Annotated in this window: 15 protein-coding genes; 8 read left to right on the forward strand and 7 right to left on the reverse strand. The window is 40.5% G+C overall.

Annotated features, from left to right (window positions below; genetic code table 11):
• Nucleotides 1-81 precede the first annotated feature (81 nt).
• The 4 genes from GXK58_RS11190 to GXK58_RS27525 form a co-directional block, all read right to left on the reverse strand.
• Entirely contained in the window at nucleotides 82-1,302 is a 1,221-nt protein-coding gene (locus tag GXK58_RS11190; RefSeq protein WP_160722735.1) for a CDP-glycerol glycerophosphotransferase family protein, read from the reverse strand.
• 3 nt (nucleotides 1,303-1,305) lie between these two features.
• Nucleotides 1,306-1,698 carry a glycerol-3-phosphate cytidylyltransferase gene (gene tagD / locus GXK58_RS11195; RefSeq protein WP_160722737.1) on the reverse strand — a complete coding sequence of 131 codons (393 nt, stop codon included), beginning with the start codon at nucleotides 1,696-1,698 and terminating at the stop codon, nucleotides 1,306-1,308.
• Between the two features lie 149 nt (nucleotides 1,699-1,847).
• Complete coding sequence (locus GXK58_RS11200; protein WP_160722739.1) at nucleotides 1,848-3,308, reverse strand: oligosaccharide flippase family protein; 1,461 nt, start codon at nucleotides 3,306-3,308, stop codon at nucleotides 1,848-1,850.
• A gap of 148 nt (nucleotides 3,309-3,456) precedes the next feature.
• Complete coding sequence (locus GXK58_RS27525; RefSeq protein WP_160722741.1) at nucleotides 3,457-4,449, reverse strand: N-acetylmuramoyl-L-alanine amidase; 993 nt, start codon at nucleotides 4,447-4,449, stop codon at nucleotides 3,457-3,459.
• Between the two features lie 133 nt (nucleotides 4,450-4,582).
• Here GXK58_RS27525 and GXK58_RS11210 point away from each other — a divergent pair, with 133 nt between their 5' ends.
• The gene (locus GXK58_RS11210; protein ID WP_160722743.1) at nucleotides 4,583-4,975 is read left to right on the forward strand and encodes a GtrA family protein; all 393 of its coding nucleotides are present in this window, start codon (nucleotides 4,583-4,585) and stop codon (nucleotides 4,973-4,975) included.
• Between the two features lie 356 nt (nucleotides 4,976-5,331).
• On the opposite strand, the gene GXK58_RS11215 is transcribed toward GXK58_RS11210, so the two are convergent.
• Entirely contained in the window at nucleotides 5,332-6,249 is a 918-nt protein-coding gene (locus tag GXK58_RS11215) for a CPBP family intramembrane glutamic endopeptidase (protein WP_160722745.1), read from the reverse strand.
• Between the two features lie 310 nt (nucleotides 6,250-6,559).
• Here GXK58_RS11215 and GXK58_RS11220 point away from each other — a divergent pair, with 310 nt between their 5' ends.
• Nucleotides 6,560-6,868, forward strand: a complete 309-nt coding sequence (locus GXK58_RS11220) for a DUF4359 domain-containing protein (protein ID WP_160722747.1) — start codon at nucleotides 6,560-6,562, stop codon at nucleotides 6,866-6,868.
• Between the two features lie 39 nt (nucleotides 6,869-6,907).
• Here the strand turns inward: GXK58_RS11220 and GXK58_RS11225 are convergent, their stop codons facing one another.
• Both GXK58_RS11225 and GXK58_RS11230 read right to left on the reverse strand, forming a co-directional pair.
• Nucleotides 6,908-7,861 (reverse strand): hypothetical protein, encoded by a 954-nt coding sequence (locus GXK58_RS11225; protein ID WP_160722749.1) that lies wholly within the window; start codon nucleotides 7,859-7,861, stop codon nucleotides 6,908-6,910.
• Entirely contained in the window at nucleotides 7,854-8,003 is a 150-nt protein-coding gene (locus tag GXK58_RS11230) for a hypothetical protein (RefSeq protein ID WP_160722751.1), read from the reverse strand. Before GXK58_RS11230 ends, GXK58_RS11225 begins: the two co-directional genes overlap by 8 nt.
• Before the next feature lie 157 nt (nucleotides 8,004-8,160).
• Here GXK58_RS11230 and GXK58_RS11235 point away from each other — a divergent pair, with 157 nt between their 5' ends.
• The 6 genes from GXK58_RS11235 (at nucleotide 8,161) to GXK58_RS11260 (ending at nucleotide 19,803) form a co-directional block, all read left to right on the forward strand.
• A complete protein-coding gene (locus GXK58_RS11235) occupies nucleotides 8,161-9,951 on the forward strand; it encodes a VWA domain-containing protein (protein WP_160722753.1) in 1,791 nt (596 codons plus the stop codon).
• Between the two features lie 40 nt (nucleotides 9,952-9,991).
• Nucleotides 9,992-13,384: a tubulin-like doman-containing protein gene (locus tag GXK58_RS11240; protein ID WP_160722809.1), complete on the forward strand. Its 3,393-nt coding sequence runs from the start codon at nucleotides 9,992-9,994 to the stop codon at nucleotides 13,382-13,384.
• A 205-nt stretch (nucleotides 13,385-13,589) separates the two neighbouring features.
• Nucleotides 13,590-15,941 carry a hypothetical protein gene (locus GXK58_RS11245; protein WP_160722755.1) on the forward strand — a complete coding sequence of 784 codons (2,352 nt, stop codon included), beginning with the start codon at nucleotides 13,590-13,592 and terminating at the stop codon, nucleotides 15,939-15,941.
• A 23-nt stretch (nucleotides 15,942-15,964) separates the two neighbouring features.
• Complete coding sequence (locus GXK58_RS11250) at nucleotides 15,965-16,603, forward strand: hypothetical protein (protein ID WP_160722757.1); 639 nt, start codon at nucleotides 15,965-15,967, stop codon at nucleotides 16,601-16,603.
• A 12-nt stretch (nucleotides 16,604-16,615) separates the two neighbouring features.
• Entirely contained in the window at nucleotides 16,616-17,881 is a 1,266-nt protein-coding gene (locus GXK58_RS11255; protein WP_160722759.1) for a TRAFAC clade GTPase domain-containing protein, read from the forward strand.
• Nucleotides 17,878-19,803, forward strand: a complete 1,926-nt coding sequence (locus GXK58_RS11260; protein ID WP_160722761.1) for a GAP1-N2 domain-containing protein — start codon at nucleotides 17,878-17,880, stop codon at nucleotides 19,801-19,803. Before GXK58_RS11255 ends, GXK58_RS11260 begins: the two co-directional genes overlap by 4 nt.
• Nucleotides 19,804-19,913: the final 110 nt, after the last annotated feature.

Raw genomic sequence — 19,913 nt, forward strand, 5'->3', positions numbered from 1 at the left:
CCGCGAACCGCTTGCCGCCTGGAGCGGAAATCAACATTCATAATTAACACAGCCTAAATTAAAAAAGGCTTACTCCTTAGTTTAGGAGTAAGCCTTCATAGCTTCAGGTTTCGTACTTAATACTCGCTTGTATAGTTCTTCATTACTAATTCCTGTTTCATCATTTAAAAGAAACTCAATCACCTTCGTACGATCAGCCTTATGCAAATCTGGTGAAGTCAAATTTTCCTCCAAGGATGCAACAAGGTCTTCCTCCGTCATGACTAAAGAACCGCCACAGACCTTTTCTAAATCATAATAGAAGCCCCGGTCGACACTTCCATAGGATTGATAATCAAAGGCATAATGAATAATCGGTCTGTCTAACAATAAAAAGTCAAAATAGCAGCTGGAGTAATCTGTAACTAAGACATCTGTTGCCAAAAGCAACTCCTGTGAGTCAAATGGAAGCTTGGAAATCGATAGAATATTAGGAGAGACAGCAGCTTGTCCTTGAACAGCACCTGATTCAGCATAATGATTTTTCTCTACTATTACGGCATTATGCTTTTTAAGGACTCCTTCCAGTCTTTCTTGATCTTTTCCTGTTAACAATTGAAAGGAAAAATTTTTCCCTGTCGCATCACGAAACGTCGGCATATACGTAATAATTGTCTTATCTTTTATTTCAGGTAATAAATCATAGAGCTTCTTTTTATAGCGATAGGATTGATCTTTTTGCTCTATTAAAAAATCATTTCGCGGCTGGCCGATTGAGAGAATTTTATCTCTTGTTATATTAAAACTTTGAAAGGCACTTAACAGCTTATCCGCATTTTCCTGTGAAGAAGAAATATAATAACGATAGTTGTCCATATTCTTTTTCTTAAATTGACTAAATAGCCCCTCTTGGCTCTGGTAGCCTATCGCGTCATCACCAATCCGTTTTAAAGGAATCCCATGCCAAAGCTGGACCGTGATACACTTTCCAAAAATATTTAAATTGGAAATGTCCGTATGGGAATGAGAAAAAAATGCATACTTGGCTGTAATCGCATAATACATAGCTGTCAGTGAGTTCTTTTTATAAAATCTAATATGATCATGATTGCTGATTTGCGTGAAGACGGGTTCTTTCCCAATCCAAATTAATTCAAATTCAGAAGGACGATGCTCTGAAAGCCACTCCACGAGAAACCTTGGATTATCCCCATACCTATCGCCAAACCAGGCACCAAAAACAATCCGATTCTTCTTTTTTACCACTAAACAGCTGATCAAATAAAAAATGATATTAATAAACTGCTTGATATAATATTTCATGTCTCACCTTTGTTTATTTAAATCGGTTTTCACTTTTGTTGTCGAAATGCCTTCTGTCCGCGGCAGATACACCACTTCGCAAATATCGGAAAGATCATCGAACTTTCCTTCCCAGTCGTTCCCCATCACAAAAGTTTGAACATCATTATTCAAGATATCGCTGCGTTTTTGTTCCCAATTCATTTCAGGTACCACTTCGTCGACATAAACAATTGATTCTAATAGTAACTTTCGCTGGTCATAAGAAAAATAAGATTTCTTTCCTTTAATATCATTAAATTCATCTGAAGAAAGTCCAACGATTAAATAATCACCTAAATCTTTTGCTCTTCTCAAAAGGTTAATATGTCCATAATGCAATAAATCAAATGTACCGTAAGTAATGACTTTTTTCATTTTATACCCTCTTACCTGTTTATTTAATGGTTCCAAGCTGCAGAAAAAAATACTTTTATCCTTTAAAATTGTATATTTTTTATATTCTTACCTACCCATACTAAAACAATACTTGCCGGATAATCAAGACTTTTATCCATTTCAACTTCTTAACCAAGCTTCTTCTTTACCTGAAGGAGGACTTTCTTGGCTGTTTCTTTATTGATTAAGATAAAAAAGGCTAAATACAATAGATATGCCAGGACACCAACAACGATAATCGTTAGGATGGACCCGGCGTGCAGCCCCTGTTTGACCCAGGCGCCTGCATAGTAAATGGGAATCCCGGCAGCAATTAACAGAAAGTGCATTTTCCCATAAGGAAATAAGTTAAACAGACGTTTATTTTGATACACATTTAAAGTATTGATAAATATTTTAGAAACAGAGAAGGAAACGGCCGCACCTAAAAGTCCGATTTTGCTGATTAAAATCAAACTCAGCAGAACATTCAAGACAAATAATAAGATATTATTGATCAAATTAATTTTTGAATACTTGGTCATGCTTAAAAGGGCGCCAGCAGGGCCAATAATGGCATCATATACGGTCCCAAGGAAGAACAAGAACATAATTAAAGTGATATTGCTGACATGCGAGGCATCCACGCCAAATATTTGCAGGATCTCTTCTGTACAGATGGTAAGCGTGACCCATGCAGGTAAAATTAATGCCGCAATGACAAGAGTCGACTGTTTAAACAGGTCTTTCAGCTCATCCATTTTATTGTTTTGATAATACTCGGACATAATCGGCCACATTGTCACAAAAGGAGCGACAAACAAAGCCAAGATTGCTGAGTAATTTTCAAAAATACGCAAGATCCCTACCTCAAAATTCCCCATCATATAACTTAAAATAAACTTATCCAAGGAGACGAGGACGATGGAAATAGAAGCAACAAAGAAGAGCGGGACGGAATAACGTATGTATTCGTTCACACGGCCTTTTGCCGCAGATTTTACATCGGAATACTCCTTAAAAATATAGATATACCGAATGACCACCAATACCATTTCAACCCCAAGCAGGACCATAACTGCTGCCTGCAATCCTTTAGTGATATAAAACACAGCAACCAAAAGGACGATTTTAAGTAAATTATTTAGAAAAGGGTTAAAGATGTTCGCCAGAACCGTCCGTTTTTCTCCCTGAAAAAAACCATCCAATATTTTAGAATAGGACAAGATAATGACATACAGCAATAGGTATATTCCTAAATCTGCGTCTAATTTGAATGAATGAAATAATGGCGTTTTAACTATCCACACAATGGATAATACCAAAACCAAGAGAAGCGTAGTAATGATTGTCGATATTTTTAGAAACCATTTCCGTTGGCTTTTTTCATCGGTCCCGGCCACACTTCGAATGATCCCCGTATCCATACCGATTAGCGGCAGGACCATTAGAATATTGGCAAAGGATAAAAATATACTTAATGAACCATAGGCTTCGATCCCTAATGATTTACTTAAAACGACTTGACTTAAAAAAGCTAATCCGGACCCTAATAGTTTAATGAGAAAAACATAAAATGTTCCTTTAAAAAATGTATTTTTGCTTTCCAACTGTAGTTGCTCTCCATTCTTTGAATAATGGGCCAAAACCAGAAAAATTCATAGTTTCGAAAATCACTACTCTATAATACCATCATTCAGCTATAATTCCATAACCGAATCATACTCATAAAGAAAACCCGCCGGTTGGCGAGTTGTCTTAGTCAAACATCACATCCCAAGTCTTTTGTCCAACAATTCCATCTGCGGCTAATCCATTGCGTTTTTGGAAGGCCTTAACGGCCGCTTCTGTCTTCGGGCCAAAAGATCCTACCTGCGATACCCCCAAGGTCCTTTGAATCATCTTAACCTCTTCCCCTTTTGATCCTCTGCGAATCAAATGGCCTGGATATGGAGCACTTTTCAAGGCATCTTGCGAAGGTGATGCTGGATTATCGATCCAATAAAGATTCTTCCCGCCATTACCATCAATCCAGTTCGCACCACCTACATTGTGCCAATCCCCTTCACGCGCGAAGACATTAAACTCTTCCCCCGGCCTGGTATCACGGACAAATCCGGCCGAATGACTTGGCGCACTGCGGATATCAGTCTGCACTAAAGCTCGTACTCTTTGTATAATGGTATTGCTGTGAACAAACACCGGTTCAATGGGACCAATTTGAACCGGTCTGGCCTGGATGGCTTGGACAGCTTCAGCTTTCCCGCTTTTCACCAGATTAAGAAAGTCACTCCAAGTAACCCCCTTAGCACCATTTCTTAGGTTTCTAGGACAGTTTTTTCCACTCCAGCGATTGTGCTGGACCACATTGGCAAGGGGAATTTTATACGTGCTCATCAATTGCTTAGTTACTTCCGCAGCATTTTCAACTGCCTGTCTAAAATCCCCATCACTGTTTACACAAATTTCGATATGAATCGATGAGGAATTCCCTTTACCATTTCTTCCATCCCCAGCAGCCCATGCTACCTCATTAAATGGGATAGATTGAATCGCTTCCGAGTCATCAATTTGTAAGTGCCAGGAGGCGGAACGGTCATTTCCCCGCTGCTGGAGTCTTGCATGTGCTTCAGCATCTGCACCCGGGCTTGGATTATCTGTTTCATGGATGGTAATGTATTTAGGGACCATTCGAATACCCGGTCGTGTGTCTTTATTTGAAGCAGGAATCAATTGTTGAATGATGTTCACACTTTTCCTCTCCTTTCGTTTATATTTATGCATTTCTTGATCATCCGGTTAGGGTCGATAGTCCTGTTTTGCTTTTCTTTTCACAAATCATTAGTATGTAGGTAAGCAAATTGAATGGATAGAAGGTATTAGGATGAAAAGGTTAATAAAATTCGGTCTGGTCGGAGTCGTTAATACCCTGATTTCCATCGGATGTTATATATTGTTTGTTAAGCTTGGCATGCACTATATCCTCGCAAATATCCTTTCTTATTTGATTGGGCTACTAAATAGTTATTATTGGAATAAGAAATGGGTGTTTGAATTCAAAGAAACCCGCCTGTCTGTTTTTGGCAAATTTACAATCGTTAATTTGGCCGTTCTCAGTTTTAATACTTTAGTCTTGTTTTTATGTGTTAACAAACTTGGCTTGAATCAGTATATATCTCAATTAATCGCTACCGTGTTCGGGATGGGAATCAACTTCTTTTTAAATAAAAATTGGACCTTTGAATCGAAGGTTAAAAACAAGAATCAGCTCCATTAGGATATTTATGTAAAAAAAGGCTTCGCATAATTAGGAGAGCACTGAAAAAGTCTCTAAAAAATTAGTTTGTGTTCTAAATTCGCTGCTGATTTCCGTTCCAGGCGGCTTCGCTTTCCGCGGGCGTGCCGGGGAGCCTCCTCGGCGCTTAAACGCCTGCGGGGTCTCCCCTGCCCCGTACTCCCGCAGGACATTGAACTAGCATCCTTGAATCTGCCCACGCACGAAGAAAATGCGACAGCATTTTCGAGGAGTCTTCGCCGCCTTCCACTCCAATCAACAGTGTTCTTTTACACAGGCTAACTTTTAATAAAATGGACTTTTTCAGTTCCTTTTCTAATAAGCGGAACCTTTTTTTATTATTCGGCTGCCTGCACACTTTCTTCTGCTTCTAGCTGTGGAGGCTGCTTTTTTGTAGATAGCTTTTCAATGGTAAGGACGAAGACGTGGACACTTAAAACCACCAAGGTCATCAGTTCGACTGCATAATCCAGATAGTGCCAGGAAAGCGTCGCGGTAATATCGTAAAGGGAATGGACAAGGACGGTGACCCAAAGATTTCTTGTCCATAATAGAATCAACCCAAATAATAAGCCCATATTGGCAAAGGTAACAATTGCTCCAATCTTCACCCTCCACGGCTCCACTGTATCCAATGTATGATCAATCCCAAATAAAATAGAGGTGAGGAATAAGGCAAGCATCAGAAACAGGTCTCTCCTCCCGCTTGCCCATCTTTTCGAAAAGATTTTTTTACAAAGAGCCAAAAGCAGGATGATATAAGCCAGACGCCATACCTCCTCTAAACCTGCAAGGGTATCCGTATATAAATCAGCCCCCAATGCATCTACTTTTTCAAAAAAGGTGAGCAAAGATTCTTTCTTTGTTTCTTCTGATTTACCACCTGCCTGATAATCGTCGATTTCCACCTGCATGTCCGTATAATCTTGAATGTACTGATCGTATTCAACGTTAAAATCGTTAAAGGTATTGGCTGAATAGATGTTAATGATGGTGCTTCCTAGAAAGAAAACTAAGAAGGCCCCCGTAAACTTTAAGGTAAGCTGCCGTTTCGTTACTCGTTGAGGTTCAGAACTGCTGATCCTCCGATGTAACTTCAGGCCGACAAAAAAGGAGGATACCATCATGGCATCATACAATGTGCCCGCTAAATAGCTGTAGCGGGTTAAGTAAAGCAGTACTTCAGCCCCTAGTGTTACTACCAGCATAGCAAAGAGTAACTTGCTTGAAATTGGTTTGGTCAAATTGGTTATCATCCGAGTCACTCCCGCCCTATTGGCTTATTTAAAGATGGTCACAGTAAGTAGTCCAAATCCATTTAATAAAAGCAGAAATACCAAACAGCCTAAAATCCACTTCCAGGTTCGTTTCACTATTTTTTCTCCTTTTAAGGTTGGTAGGATTTAAATGTTTACCAAATTTATTAATAGATAATAATAGTAATAATCTAACATATCAGCAGACAAATATCATTATTATCATGTATACCCAGTGATTTTTTGTGTTTTCAGTACATAAGATGGTACAAGCCGCGGGTCTATTTTTTGGGGATAGGAGGTTAAAAATATGAGGCGTTTTGTTTCTTTGATTTTATTGGTTGGCATCCTCTATGTAATGTCCGTTACAAATCCTGGACGGTCGGAATATATTGACTGGGTGAATCAGAAAACAATGGATCATTCATCCAACCTGCTAAAGAGGGGAATCCTCTCCATTGCAGGTAAGTCCATTTTTGATGCCGGGACAACGAAATCAGATTATGTGGTTTTCTCCATCTATAAAACCGATTTTTCGGATGTTGGAGAGGGAAGGATGACGACACTTGGGATATTTAATCAGTTTATACCGATATCTGATTGGGAAAAGGAAAAATGACAAGAAGGACGACTGGGAAAAACCCCATTCGGCCTTTTTTTATGCATGACTAGTAACTTTTTCCTGCCCCATAAACATCTTAAAATCGGGGTCATTACAATAATTCCTTTCTACTAGTTCGATTGTTCTTTTTTGAAGCTTACCCCAATCCACATTTGGATTTTTATGGATTACCTTGTAAAGCCTAAGCAGGCGTACTTTTGGCATAAAATCGAGAAATTCCTCAATAAATGCTGAGAATTCGAGAATATACAGCTTCATTCGTAACGCCGTATCAGCAATGGCAACTATTTTCTCCTTTCCAAAATCAAGCTCAATGTTCCTTCGGTATTGGACACAATAAGCGATGCATCTTTTGGTGATTTGGGCACGATTGTTTGTTATTACCTTCAATAAATATTTCACAAAATTTTTATCGTAGGATGCGGGAATCAGCCTTTCCAAGTCAAAATCGGAACCAGCTTTTAATGGCAACTTGTTTAACAATTTCACCTGTTTTTTCTTCAATTCATCACTTTGAACAAACTCACCGATTTCACGGAGTTTATCATAGGCTTCTTCGAGCTTGCCCTCCCTCTCCTCTGCTTCCGCCTGCATACAGTCAAACCTGATTCCTGCTTGGATTTTACGAATGTCCTTCCTTAACGATTTTTTTAGCTGATAGTAAAATTGACTTTTTGAAAAGAGTACAGTTAAGACCAAGCAGCTGACCCAAAACACGGCTCCCGCAGCCAGGCAATAGATGGTTTGCTTCACCGGGGCAAACATGGCTGCGAGCGCAGTCATCGTTAGAATCCATGTGGTTTCAGTCAGTACGCGCTTAATTAATATTTTCGTGACAAGACTAGAGACTTTTTTGTAGTGCCTGCCGCATTCTGGACATTTCTTGGTCCTGAGGACCGAATAGCGCTGGCACTTTTTACAAAATTTCAGTCTCTGAAAGAGGTAGTTTTCTACAGTCTTTTTAGACAGATTTACAGTCTGATTAGTCAAAGATATTACCCTCTGTCAGCATGATGACTAATTCCTCATCAATATCTTCGAAATCTCCATTGCTGCGTTTATTTTTTTGTAGAAGTTTGGTTTTAAAAATTAGTATGCAAACGAACATGCCCGCAAGGATCAATCCATACATAACTTCCCCTCCCTTTAAGAATAAGAGCTTGGCAGCTCATCTCTCCTGAACATCTTTTGGACCTTTTTAATTCTAGGGAATATAGCTTGGGAATATAATGACAACAATTGGGATGAGTTAGGCTTGGAACAAAGACTGCTAGTGGAGGTTGCACCATATGTTAAAAAAATCAATTAGTAGTTTTATCATACTGGCCATTATTTTCTGCACCTTTAGTTATTTAAGTGTACGCGCTCAGAGTCCGTTACATTCCACTTCCCGGATGGAGGCAATGCTCGTTGTCGACGTCAGTAATTCGATGAAAACCAGCGATCCGAATGATATTAGCCATGAAGCGATGAAGATGTTTATCGATATGGCCTCACTTGAGGGGGATCAAATTGGTGTGATTGCCTACTCAGACGAGGTGATGCGTGAAAAGTCCCTCGTGAAAATTGACTCTGCCGAGGAAAAGCAAGACTTAAAGGCGTTCATCGACTCACTTGAGAAATATACCTATACTGATTTATCCACCGGGGTTTTAGAAGCTGTAAAGGTACTAGAAACAGACCATGAAGAGGATTTCGTCCCGCTCATCGTGCTGCTAGCCGATGGGAATAACGAATTAAATCCGAATAAGTCTAAAACCCTCTCCGAGGCAAACGAAAATCTCCAGTCAGCGGTCGATGAGGCAAAAGCAAAGGGTTATCCGATCTATACCATCGGCTTAAACGCGGATGGTACGCTGAACAAGGATGTACTTACAAATGTGGCAAACAGCACGAACGGTAAATTTTTTGAGGCAGCTTCAGCCAATCAGCTCCCCTCCATCCTAAGCGAAATCTTCGCCAGGCATCTAAAACTAAAAGTGGTTCCGGTCAAGCAGCTGGTTGGAAATGGGGAGTTCCAGGATGTAAAGATTACCGTACCAAATGAAAATGTTCTAGAAGCAAATATATCCCTAATCTCTAACCAGCCCGTTGAAGTTCAATTAATCGATCCTTCCGGCAAAGAAGCAGCGATTCCATCTAATCAGATTTTGCTGACCCAATCTAGAACCTATTCAATGGTCAAACTGCTGAAGCCTTTAGAGGGGGATTGGACATTAAAGGTGAAAGGTGTTCCACAGGATAAAATCGGGATCAATCTAGTTTTTAACTATGACTTACAGTTGAAACTAAACGCCCTCTCCAAGGGGATTTACAAAGCCGGTGACACGGTTCAAATTAATGCCTTTTTGGAGGACACTGGAATTGCGGTAAAGGATCCAGCCATCTACCAAATGATGAAGGCCACTCTCTTTGTGAAGAATCTTGATAATGGGGAAACGGAAGAACTTGCGCTAAAAGGCGGTGGAGAAGGCTTTACAGGAAAGTATAAGCTTGGAAGTGCCTCTGCCTATGAAGTTGTTGTGAAAGCAGAGGATAATAGCTTCTTCCGCCAGACAGCACCGCAGAAAATTACTTTACAAACAACAGCCTCTGTTCCTATAGAGGTGAAACCACGTAAAGCTGCAGGCAGCGGCGGGGGTGACGGCGGCTCCCTTTCTTGGCTATCTTTCGCCGCAGGTGCGGCTGGCATTATTCTTTTGGCGGCTCTCTCCTTCCTCCTTTGGTCGAAATCGAAAGTGAGAAACCGCAGGTTTAGCGGGCAAATGGTGATTGAAATCCGGGATGAAGTCAGCGGTGACAGAAGCAGCCCGCAATATAAAAAGTTAAAAATCTTTAAAGGGAAATTCCGCCTCCATCAACTTGTGGCCCTGGCACCAGAGTTTGCAGAAACCGATAAAATCATCTTTAAACCAGCAGCAGGTGACTCATTATTGCTTATCAATCAGTCCAACTGCACCATCGAAAAAAGCGGCCGGGCCATCAATGCCCAAAAAGGACTCATCATCAAGCGAACCGACCGGCTTCGCATCACCCCAAAACAAGTTAATAAATCTATCTATATTGAGTATATTTCATAAGGTGACAGGCACCGTTTCTAACACCGAGGGAGGAATAATGATGAAAGCTAGTGTAAGAGAGCATATTCAGCAGTTGGATGTTTCGTTAGGCGGTGGGATTATTTCGGAGAAGATCCGTGTCGATACGATCGAGAATCCCATGCTTGTCATTGGTCTTGGCGGAACTGGGATTGATGCCTTGCTCAGGCTAAAATACCAGGTGAACCGCCGCTTTAAGCTACCGCAGGATCCTTTATCAAAGAAGAAAAAGGAAAAACCCAACAACATTGAGTTCCTAGCCTTTGAAACCAATGAGTACGACCGCTACAAAACATATAAAGGGATTGGTCTTGATCCAAATAAGGAGTTCGTCCTCCTTTCTAACCCTGAGATCGGCGGCCTGCTCCAAAACCGCAGCACACTCGAGCCGTGCATCAAGGAGTGGCTGTCACCAGAATTATCAATCACAGATGGAATCAGCGGTGCCTCCGGTGTCCGCCAGGCCGGGCGACTTCTGCTGTTTACAAAAATCAACCAAGTGGTCCAAACGATGGAGCGAAAAATCGAGTCGGTCCTCGAAGGGACAAATAAACGGCTATATGTTTTCATTTTGACAGGGGTTTCCGGAGGCACTGGCAGCGGATGTTTTCTTGATATTGCCTACATCACGCGCGGGATTATGGAGCGTAAATTTGGCCCGACCGGTATCGATAAGGTCAGCATGCTTGGGTATCTGTTCATGCCGGATGTGAATCTATCCAAACGCGGCCTAAGCTCCCATACAGTCGAGTATATCGAGAAAAATGGCTATGCTGCCCTAAAAGAGCTCGATTATTGGATGAATTGCGATGAACGAAATGAACGTTTCAAAATGAAATATGGCAGCATCTTAGACGTCAACTCCCCGATGCCGCCGTTTAATCTTTGCCATTTCATCTCAGGAACGAATCTGGAAGGGAAATGGCTTGAAAATGCCTATGATTACTGCATGAATGTCACCGCTGAAAATATTACCAACTTCATGGCCAATGAGGATAAGAAATCCAGCGAGGAATTTGCCATCCATGATTATATCAGCAATATCCGTACCAATATCGCCCAAATGCCAAAGCCCTATGCTGCCAACTACCAATACAATATTATCGGTGCCTCGATGGCTGAAATACCAGTGGAAGAAATGACCACCTATATTGGCTTTAAACTATTTGAAAAAATGAAGAAAATGTTTGAGGCGGAACCCGACCAAACGGATATAGAAAGGTTTGCGGAAAAACTGCGGATTGACCCTGACTCCATTCATCAGCGGTTCAATGAGCGTGTACCGGAGCCCCTCTCAGGGTATGAGCACAGTGAACGTTTTTCCTATAACAACGTCATTAAATCAGCCGTGATTAATCTTGACGAAGAGCTGGAGAGAGACTATTTAGTAAAGGCGAAAGAACAATACCGGAAATGCAAAAAGCATCTGCCAAGCGAGAGTATCGAGGAGTTCCGGCGCCAAATGGAGCGGATCTTTCTTAGTCCAGAAAAGGGTCCGATCTATGCATCGAGGTTAATTTATGCCAATGACAGTTCCTGCCTGTTAAAAACAATAAAGACCTATATCGAGCGTTTGCGAGACCGATTGGAACACTTGCCTCGAGCCATTCAATCGGAACAAGATTACGCATATACCAGGCTTGAGGAGGCAAGGAGTGCTTTCCTCTCCAAAGACCGCAAAAAGAATGCCTATATCGAAGCAAAATTAAACGAATTCGATGCTCGGGCAGAAAAGGCAAGACTCGAAGAAATGACTGAATTTTATGAGGAACTTTACCAGCTTCTTTACAACCAGAACAACAAAATATATGAGGTTTATCAAGAAATCTTACTAACCTTGAAAAATATCTTTGAAAAAAATGCCGGTATTTTAATAGAAAAAGAGGAGATGAATCAGGATACCCCCCTCACCTATTATTGGCATCTGGTCAGTATCCCTGATACCTCCCCAGAGATTCAGCGGATGTTTGATTCGAAGGATGGCGAATTGCTGGTGCAGAAATGGTCGGAAATGCTCCTTGAAAAATCAGCCTATTGGATTAAAGAACAAGAAGTCGATGTGGTTGGCACCGTATCCGAGTTTCTCACCGATCAGTTCGGTGATTTGATCACGAAATCGATGGAAGACTTCCTGCGTCTGAAGTACGGCGAGGATAAACCGATCGATAAAATTATTGAAGAAAAAATCGCTGCCCGCCTGGACCGCGACGCCCTGCCAGTGTTCCACCTTGCCAATAGCAACGGCCAGCTCCACTTCCCGCAATGGGGGTTTGTGAGCGTGCCAGTAAAGGCTCCAAATATTTATAACGGGATTAAAAATTTTGAAAAGCACTCGTTAAGCCATTCCCGCTTCACCATTAAAGAAAGTGAGCTAAGAAATCGGATTTTCTGGTTAAATACGAAAAACGGAATTCCCCTGTTTGCCTACTCGCCTTTAAATATTTACGAGGCATCCTATGAAAAGACGATCTTAGAAAAAGAGGGAGTCGGCCGGCACCTGGTGCAGACGGAGAAGGAAAACTGGCTCTACCTCCCCTCACCCATCCCGGAAAAATCCTGGGGTGATACGTACCAAAACTCACGGGTGAAAGAATACAATGCCGGAGTTCGGGCTTTATTTGATCAAGCGTTGGAATTCGGCTGTATCACAGTAAAAGAAGACGAGCGGAATACCAGTGCCAAATACCTGTGCCATTTTACAAAAGAGTTAAACAGGGGAGCATTTTTCGCCAAGTATGAGATTGACCTAAACAAGCTTGATAGAGCCAGTCTTGGCAATTTGCATCAAGTACTAAGAAAGCTGAAAGAATGGTCTGCTGGGGGCATGGATCCTGAAGGCAGCTGCGATATTTTCGGAAGCACCAACTTAGAAATGGCAAAAGAAAACTTTATTCGTTCGCCTAAGTTGATTGAAAAGTTGAAACTAGAGGTTCGAAAATACCAATTTATACAAGAAATGATCACGGAAATTGAAAAATTCATCTCCCTGCAAAAAGAAGATGAGAGGCTTAAAAACCTGTATATTCAAGCAATTTACACCCATACGATAAAAAAACGAGGTGCACTTTACGTATTCGATCATGGATTGGAGGAAGACCCGTGGGAGCCGTTGGTTAATCTAATGAAAAATACGAAATTCGTTGACTATGAAATTTTTCAAGCATTCAAGGAATTACCTCCAAAGCAAATGGCCCAGCTTGAAAAAAAATCGGAGCAGCGCAGCCATGAGTTAATCCTACAAGAAAGCGCGGCCCAGTTAATCTTCGCCTTAGAAGAAATGGCAAACACCTTTCAAAGAGAAAAAGAAGATCTTAATTATGAATACAAAGATTTGGTCAATGGCGAGGAAGTGTACAGCTTCTATAAAGAGATGATGATTAAGGTGCAGGAAATGCTAAGACAATTAAAATCATGAGAAAAGCGGAAGCGCCTTGACCAGGGGCGCAAGGCTACAGACGAGCCGGCGAGAAGGCTGCTCTTTAGCCTTCTTGACGGATTGGCTAGACCTAAGAGCCCCTAGGCGCTGTAGCTAGACAATTTTCAAATTAATTCCAAATGCCGCACGCATTTCGATGCCTGTGGCCCGCCTCATTTCATGTTTTTCAAGGAGGGAAACACTTGTGCGAGATCTATTACAAAAATATGCCGATTCCTTCGCCATTCAACTTGAAAAAATAAGCCAATCCGAAAATGTGCAGCGCAGTGTCAACTATCCGATTGTTTTTTTATTTTTAGGCGACCTCGTTAAAGATGCCCTATTAGCTATCAAAAAGTTGAACAAGGAAAAATGGCATAACAGTAACGGAGTCTTATACTTTCATGCCTATCAAACAGAAACCATCCTTGCTGATAATCTATTTTCACTCCAGCTGGCGAATAATGGGTTCGATCGCCAATCACAACGGAAAGAGCTCGCAGAGACTTTTTACCAGGATGAAACGATGCTGATTGAGCTCAATAAAACCTTTCGGAAGCTTACAGCAAAGCTGGCTGATTATGGAAGGGCCTTTTCTTCGCTCCAGAAAGTAAACCTATGTGTGGTAACTGCCGTCCATGACCCGGCAAATATCCTGATCCAAGAATTCACCCTTCTTCTCAAAGGCATCCTTCAGGAATCATTCCGAATCGTAGAGGTGGATTTATTCGGTTTGTTAATGGAAAAGCAGGACGGTGAGAACTTTGCCTTCACAACCTCGCTTGGGATCAGCTTCCTAAAAGAGCTAGATCATTATCAACAGAATGATTATCATTTCGAAAAGGACCTTCAGCTGACAGAGGACCATTTAAGATTGCCCATTTGCCATCCCCCATCCCCGCTCTTTGAAGTGGTCTATTTATTAAGCGATAAAAATGAGAATGGTCTGATTAGGGAGGAAGCCGTTCAACAAAACTATGAATTAATCAGTCATCTAAACCTGTTGAAGAATCGCAAAATATGGACCGAGCACCATGAAAAAATGAATGGTTATTCTCATCAATCCTTTAAGCGCGCGATGAAGGGGAATACAAGTGATCCTGTTTATGCATCAGCCGGATTTGCTAAGGTGACACGGCCCAATAAAGCGATTGTTCTTAACGCTGCGAGTCACTTTTTTCGAGATTTATTAGAAATCCTAAAAAAACAAAGCAAGCAGCCCAAGGAGAAAATCCTTCAGCTCTTCGATTTATCTGAGTCTTCTTTTCAAAAATATTATGAGCACTTCCTTCCTCCAGCTGACCGGCTTTACGACATGCTTGGATTGATGAGGGTTAGCAATTCCTATAAAGCCGTGAGGAAAATGTCACTGAGCGAAACAGAAGAGTTTCTTTACGAAGGTGGTACGGAATCGTTCTTTTACCAGAACTTCGAAGAACCCGTCCGTGAATTTTTAGGGGTTTTAGACCTAAGGGAGCAAATTGAATGGTGCTTTTATGAAAATGTCATCAACCATGAACAGTACGGAATCTATTGCGCTTATAGTTGGACAGCGAACAACGTTCACTCTGTGTCAAATGTATTGAATGTAATTAGCGATCTTTCCCAAGAAACAAAACAGGAACAGTTAAAGCTTGAAGAACATCTGGAACTAACTTATCAGCAAATCGTGGATCAATGTGATTTTAAAAAAAGCCTTCTGCCATTTTCAAGCAGGAAAAACCTGACCAGTTTCCTTGAATACTTTTTCGAGGAAATCTATGGGACCAAATACGAGCTGCTAAGGCTTAAAGTGAAACAGACCATTTTAAAACAATACCGAACAGTGCTCAAGGAACTGCACCGCTCATTGCAGCCAAAGATTCGACTGATGAACAAGGTGGATACCTTCCTGAAAAAGACCGCGTCGGAAAGCTTATTTGATTCTAATGATGATTTAGACAAGAATATCGCCCAGTATTACTCAAAAGTGATTCAGCAAATTACAGCAAAGTTAAAGGAAAAACGAGGGCCCCATTTCTTTTTGAATGATCGTTTTTTTAGAAACCTCTATGGGTATCTGGAGGACGATCAACCTGAAGTTCTATTGGAGCGGCTGTTGGTTGTTTGTGACCAGGAGATATTAACCCAGGAAGAATTCCAGCGCACCTTTGAAGATGAATTACTAGAAAGAGCCAATGTGATTACCGATTATGAAAACAGGGAGATTCTCTCTAAAGAGGAATTGTTTCAAAAATTATATCTTCGATTGGACGAAAGTTCGTCGATTCATATTGAAGTGTTCAACTACACCCAAGTGAACCGTTATGAAGAAAAGTATTTTTTTGGCGACTTTTACAGTCAATTCATGCGGTTTGCCTTAGAAAAAGAACATGACACACGCCAATGGAAGGTTGGCTGTGATCATGAAAGGAAAACCTCTGGAGTTGAAAAACTTACTCTCATGGGAGGATTCACCTTAAATGATCTAATGTTCTACCGTAATGGAAAAAAATACTATGATAAATATATTGAAAATGGGTACGAATTTCATACAAAAACGGAAGCTTCCGTTTAACAATAAATCCTGGGGTGATGCTGGTGAACTGGGAACCGATTTCTTCCCCTCATTTAGAAATAAAAGAAATGAAAAGTACAGTGAATGACTCGGATGTACATGTCAGCTGGCATTGGCAAAATGAGATCGAGTTCGTCTATGTTTACAAAACAGCTGCTGACCTTCTAAAACCAAACCATCAAATCCTAGCAAGCGAACTAAAACTCTACACCCGTGAAGAGTTTAAAGCAAATCAAGGGCTGATATTTAGATTGGATAAACCAGGCTCAATCGCCCTTCGTATCCTGCCAGGTAAAAAAGTCGATAATAGACTAATCATTGTCAATCAGGAAGATGAACGTAATCTACTATATATTAACGGTTTAAAATCAAGAATTTATTTTTCCATTACTTATAAACAGAAACTCTTTCAAACTCGAAAAAAAGTAAAAATAACAATTATTTCCGAACTGCCTATTGATAAAGAACAGCTGGTTTATGTAAAAAAAAGGGGGAGTATTCCTCTTTCGGTTGACGATGGGACGATCTACCCCTTCGTCCGAGATTTCTCCTCCGGTAAAACCGTTCTGCCGGAAATAGAAATCAATAAGCATGAGTTTATTCAAATTTTTCTAAGCAAAGGAAAACAAACAGCTCAAATCTACGAGCTGATTCCGGAATAAGGAGGGCCAGTCATGTTCTCATTGTTAAAAAGACTCTTTGAAAATAAACAACGGATCAAGGAGAGATTACCTTTCTATGATATTGTCTGCCCCTACTGTTTCTTAAAATTCCACCATGAGGAGGTAGTTTTTCGAGCGGCCCACTTTCGTGACGACGATGAAGAATTTGCCCTTCAGGAAGATGAACGATTGAACGATTATCGTGCCAAATTTGGACTTGCGCCGATTGATGAACTAGAAGCAATTATTCATCCTTTAACAATCCCAAGTGAGGATCGGATTTATTCTAATAATGTTCTTATCGGTGTTTCTGATAAATATTCGGTTATAACAAGAAGTCGGCTTTGTCCAGATTGTCATAACGACCTTCCAATTACGGCTGGCAAATATCCAAGCAATATCGTCTCCATTATTGGTGGGACCTCTGTCGGAAAGACCGTTTACATGACCTCGCTCATTCATACCCTGCAGCATATCACCGCCAACCATTTTAATGCAGCGTGTATTCCACTTACGACTGAGGTCAGCATGCGTTTTCGAGTAAACTATGAGGTTCCACTCTTTGGACATGGCAGCATGTTACAATCGACTGAAAAAACCATCCGGCAAGAGCCGTTGATTTTTCAATTTATTTTTAAAAATGAAGACCAGTCCCCATTGACTCTTTGTTTTTTCGATGTTGCGGGTGAAGGAATGACAGACCAAGATTACTTAAAGATTTATGCCGCTCATATTAAAAATTCTGCCGGGATTATGTTCTTGGTCGACCCAATGCAAATTAAGATGATTCGCGATAAGCTTATTTATCAAATGGGTGAACAGGCGGTTGGAAGGCTTGACTTAGGTGACGAGCCCCGTGAAGTCGTGATTTCATTATTTGGTGACTTTATTGCCCACTTAGAAAACAATCATACAACGATCCCAACTGCTGTCATCTTGACAAAAAGTGATCTTTTGAATGCTTTAAAAAGCGATGGTGACTATATTAGTGCGAACAGCAATGTCTTCCGCAATTATATTCACAAAGATTACCTCCATCTTGATGAATATGAAAATATCAACGGTGAAATCAGGAGATTTTTATCTAGAATTGATACACCGTTAGTCAATTCACTTGAGGTGTATTTTAAGGAAATTTCATATTTTGCGGTATCCGCCTTAGGAAGTAATCCAGTCAATCAGCAAGTAAATGGGATAATTAGCCCGGTTCGTGTGGATGAACCATTTGTTTGGCTGCTCTATAAATTAGGCTATATAGAAGGGAGAGGCCCGGAGTGAATGAAAAAGTCCAGCAGCATATGTATACACGCGAACGGAAGGGACTATTTCACAACACCCCTGGCTATGACACCATTGCGATCTCCAAAGGGCTCGAACCTTCTTTTGTAAAAAACTATTTGCACCCCTTCTGCTTTTATCATGGTCCCAAAGTGTTAAGGGAACGTGGGAAAAAAGATCCTTCTTACTATCCCCCAGCGGTAACCATTTTTCAGCCTGATACCGGGGACCTTGTTATTGGTCAGGCAGTGTTTGTTCCTGCTGATTTTACGGGAGCCCGCAGTACGTATTTTATGCATAACTATGTGATTCCATCTAACTTGAAGGAAGATTGGATAGACCGGCCTGAGAAGATGTTTCAACTCAAAGATTTCCATACTTGCTATGATCTCCGTAATGGTCCTGTTTTGCCAGAACTAGATGCAGTTCCCCTTAATGAGACTAAACTCTTTGAAAATCAAACTCTAAAATCACTAGGGATGGAGGAGGATGCTTTTCAACAGATATTATTAGCTGTGATGATTTCCATTTCCGGTAAAAAGAAAGTATTTATTTCTCTAAGGGTGGCCGTGCAGGATTATACCAACTATGCACTTCGGCTCTTGGAAATGCTTTTTTCTTTTCTGCCCTATAGTTACCGAAGGAAACTGGGGGCAATCACGTTTACGAGTGAACCTGAGGTAAGGAATTGGATACACGTTACCTTTTTTGAACCAGGAACACTAAACGTTCATAATCATATATTTAAAAATCAATTGGTCTTTAATTTTGCTGGTGGATCCCTTTCCAAGGCAGACAACGACTTAAGTAAGCATAAGTATTTAGAGCTTGTCTCAAAACAAAGACAAAAATCGCAATGCATGGATGATTTCTTTAGGTTTGCTGATATGGCATTAGCTGGTCTGAGCGATGGGGAAAAACTTTCAATCTTAAATTATGATCAGTTAATTGATTTATATGTAAGTTTGAAAGAGGGTGATTTGCAGCTCTATTACAAAGATAAACCTGAATTTTTAAGCCATCTGGTTAAACTTTTGAAGTTAAATAGTGAGGAAAAACCTGAATTAATCAGTCTGATGTTAAAGATATTTGAGCACGAAAAATCAGCTGAAGATCGAAAAATTGCACTCATCTTTACCGAGGCAGTGGTATCCATAACCAATCTGTTGAGGTTTGATGAGTCTCGTTTATTTTTACTAAATATCTTGGCACTTTACCAAAAAGAGCCGCTTTTCCTAGAGATTTGGAAAATCCTCGAGCAGGACAAGATTACCTTTAAATCGTTGGTATGCTTCATCAGTGAACAACGAGACTATAAGTACCTATTAAAACATTATCTTACTACCCGTATGGATAACCTTAAATTGGAGGATATAAGGTTGTTTGGAGATATTATTCCAGATGACCTTGTTGCAAAAATAAATGATGAAACAACACGTGAGCAATTCTTGCTGCTAAATACACTATTCAAACTAGTTAACTTCCCAAAAGAACAAGCTTTCACCCAATTAGATTGGTTAAGTAGGAATGCTCGTGACCAGCTAAACAAGTTCCTTCGAATAATATTAAGAGATTATGCTTTACCTGAACGATTCGGTCTGCTTTTTGTTGCTTTTGAAACCAGTGAGAATAGGGTTGATTATCCTAAGTTGTTAAATTTTATTATCAGCTATTATGATGTAAATACAATGTGTTCATTTATTATAGAAAATGCTAACCTTGCTGTGTCAGACCTACACTTTAGAAAAGCCTTGAAAGCCTATTTAACAGACCATCCAAAATCAATTTGGAAGGATAAAACACAACGAAAGGAATTGTACGCTGTTAATAATGATCATTTAAAGATTCTTGTAAAGGAAGTAGAGAAGGAAACCATGAATCTTCTCGTTAGGCTTATAAAAAGGACTGGAATTAACCTTTAAAAAATATTTTTTTGGAAAACAAAAAAGGGCAGCTATATTTAGCTGTCCTTTTCCGTGCCTGGCAACGTCCTACTCTCACAGGGGCAAAGCCCCAACTACCATCGGCGCTG

The organism is Bacillus sp. USDA818B3_A, assembly GCF_009928415.1.
Classification (GTDB): Bacteria; Bacillota; Bacilli; order Bacillales; family Cytobacillaceae; genus Neobacillus.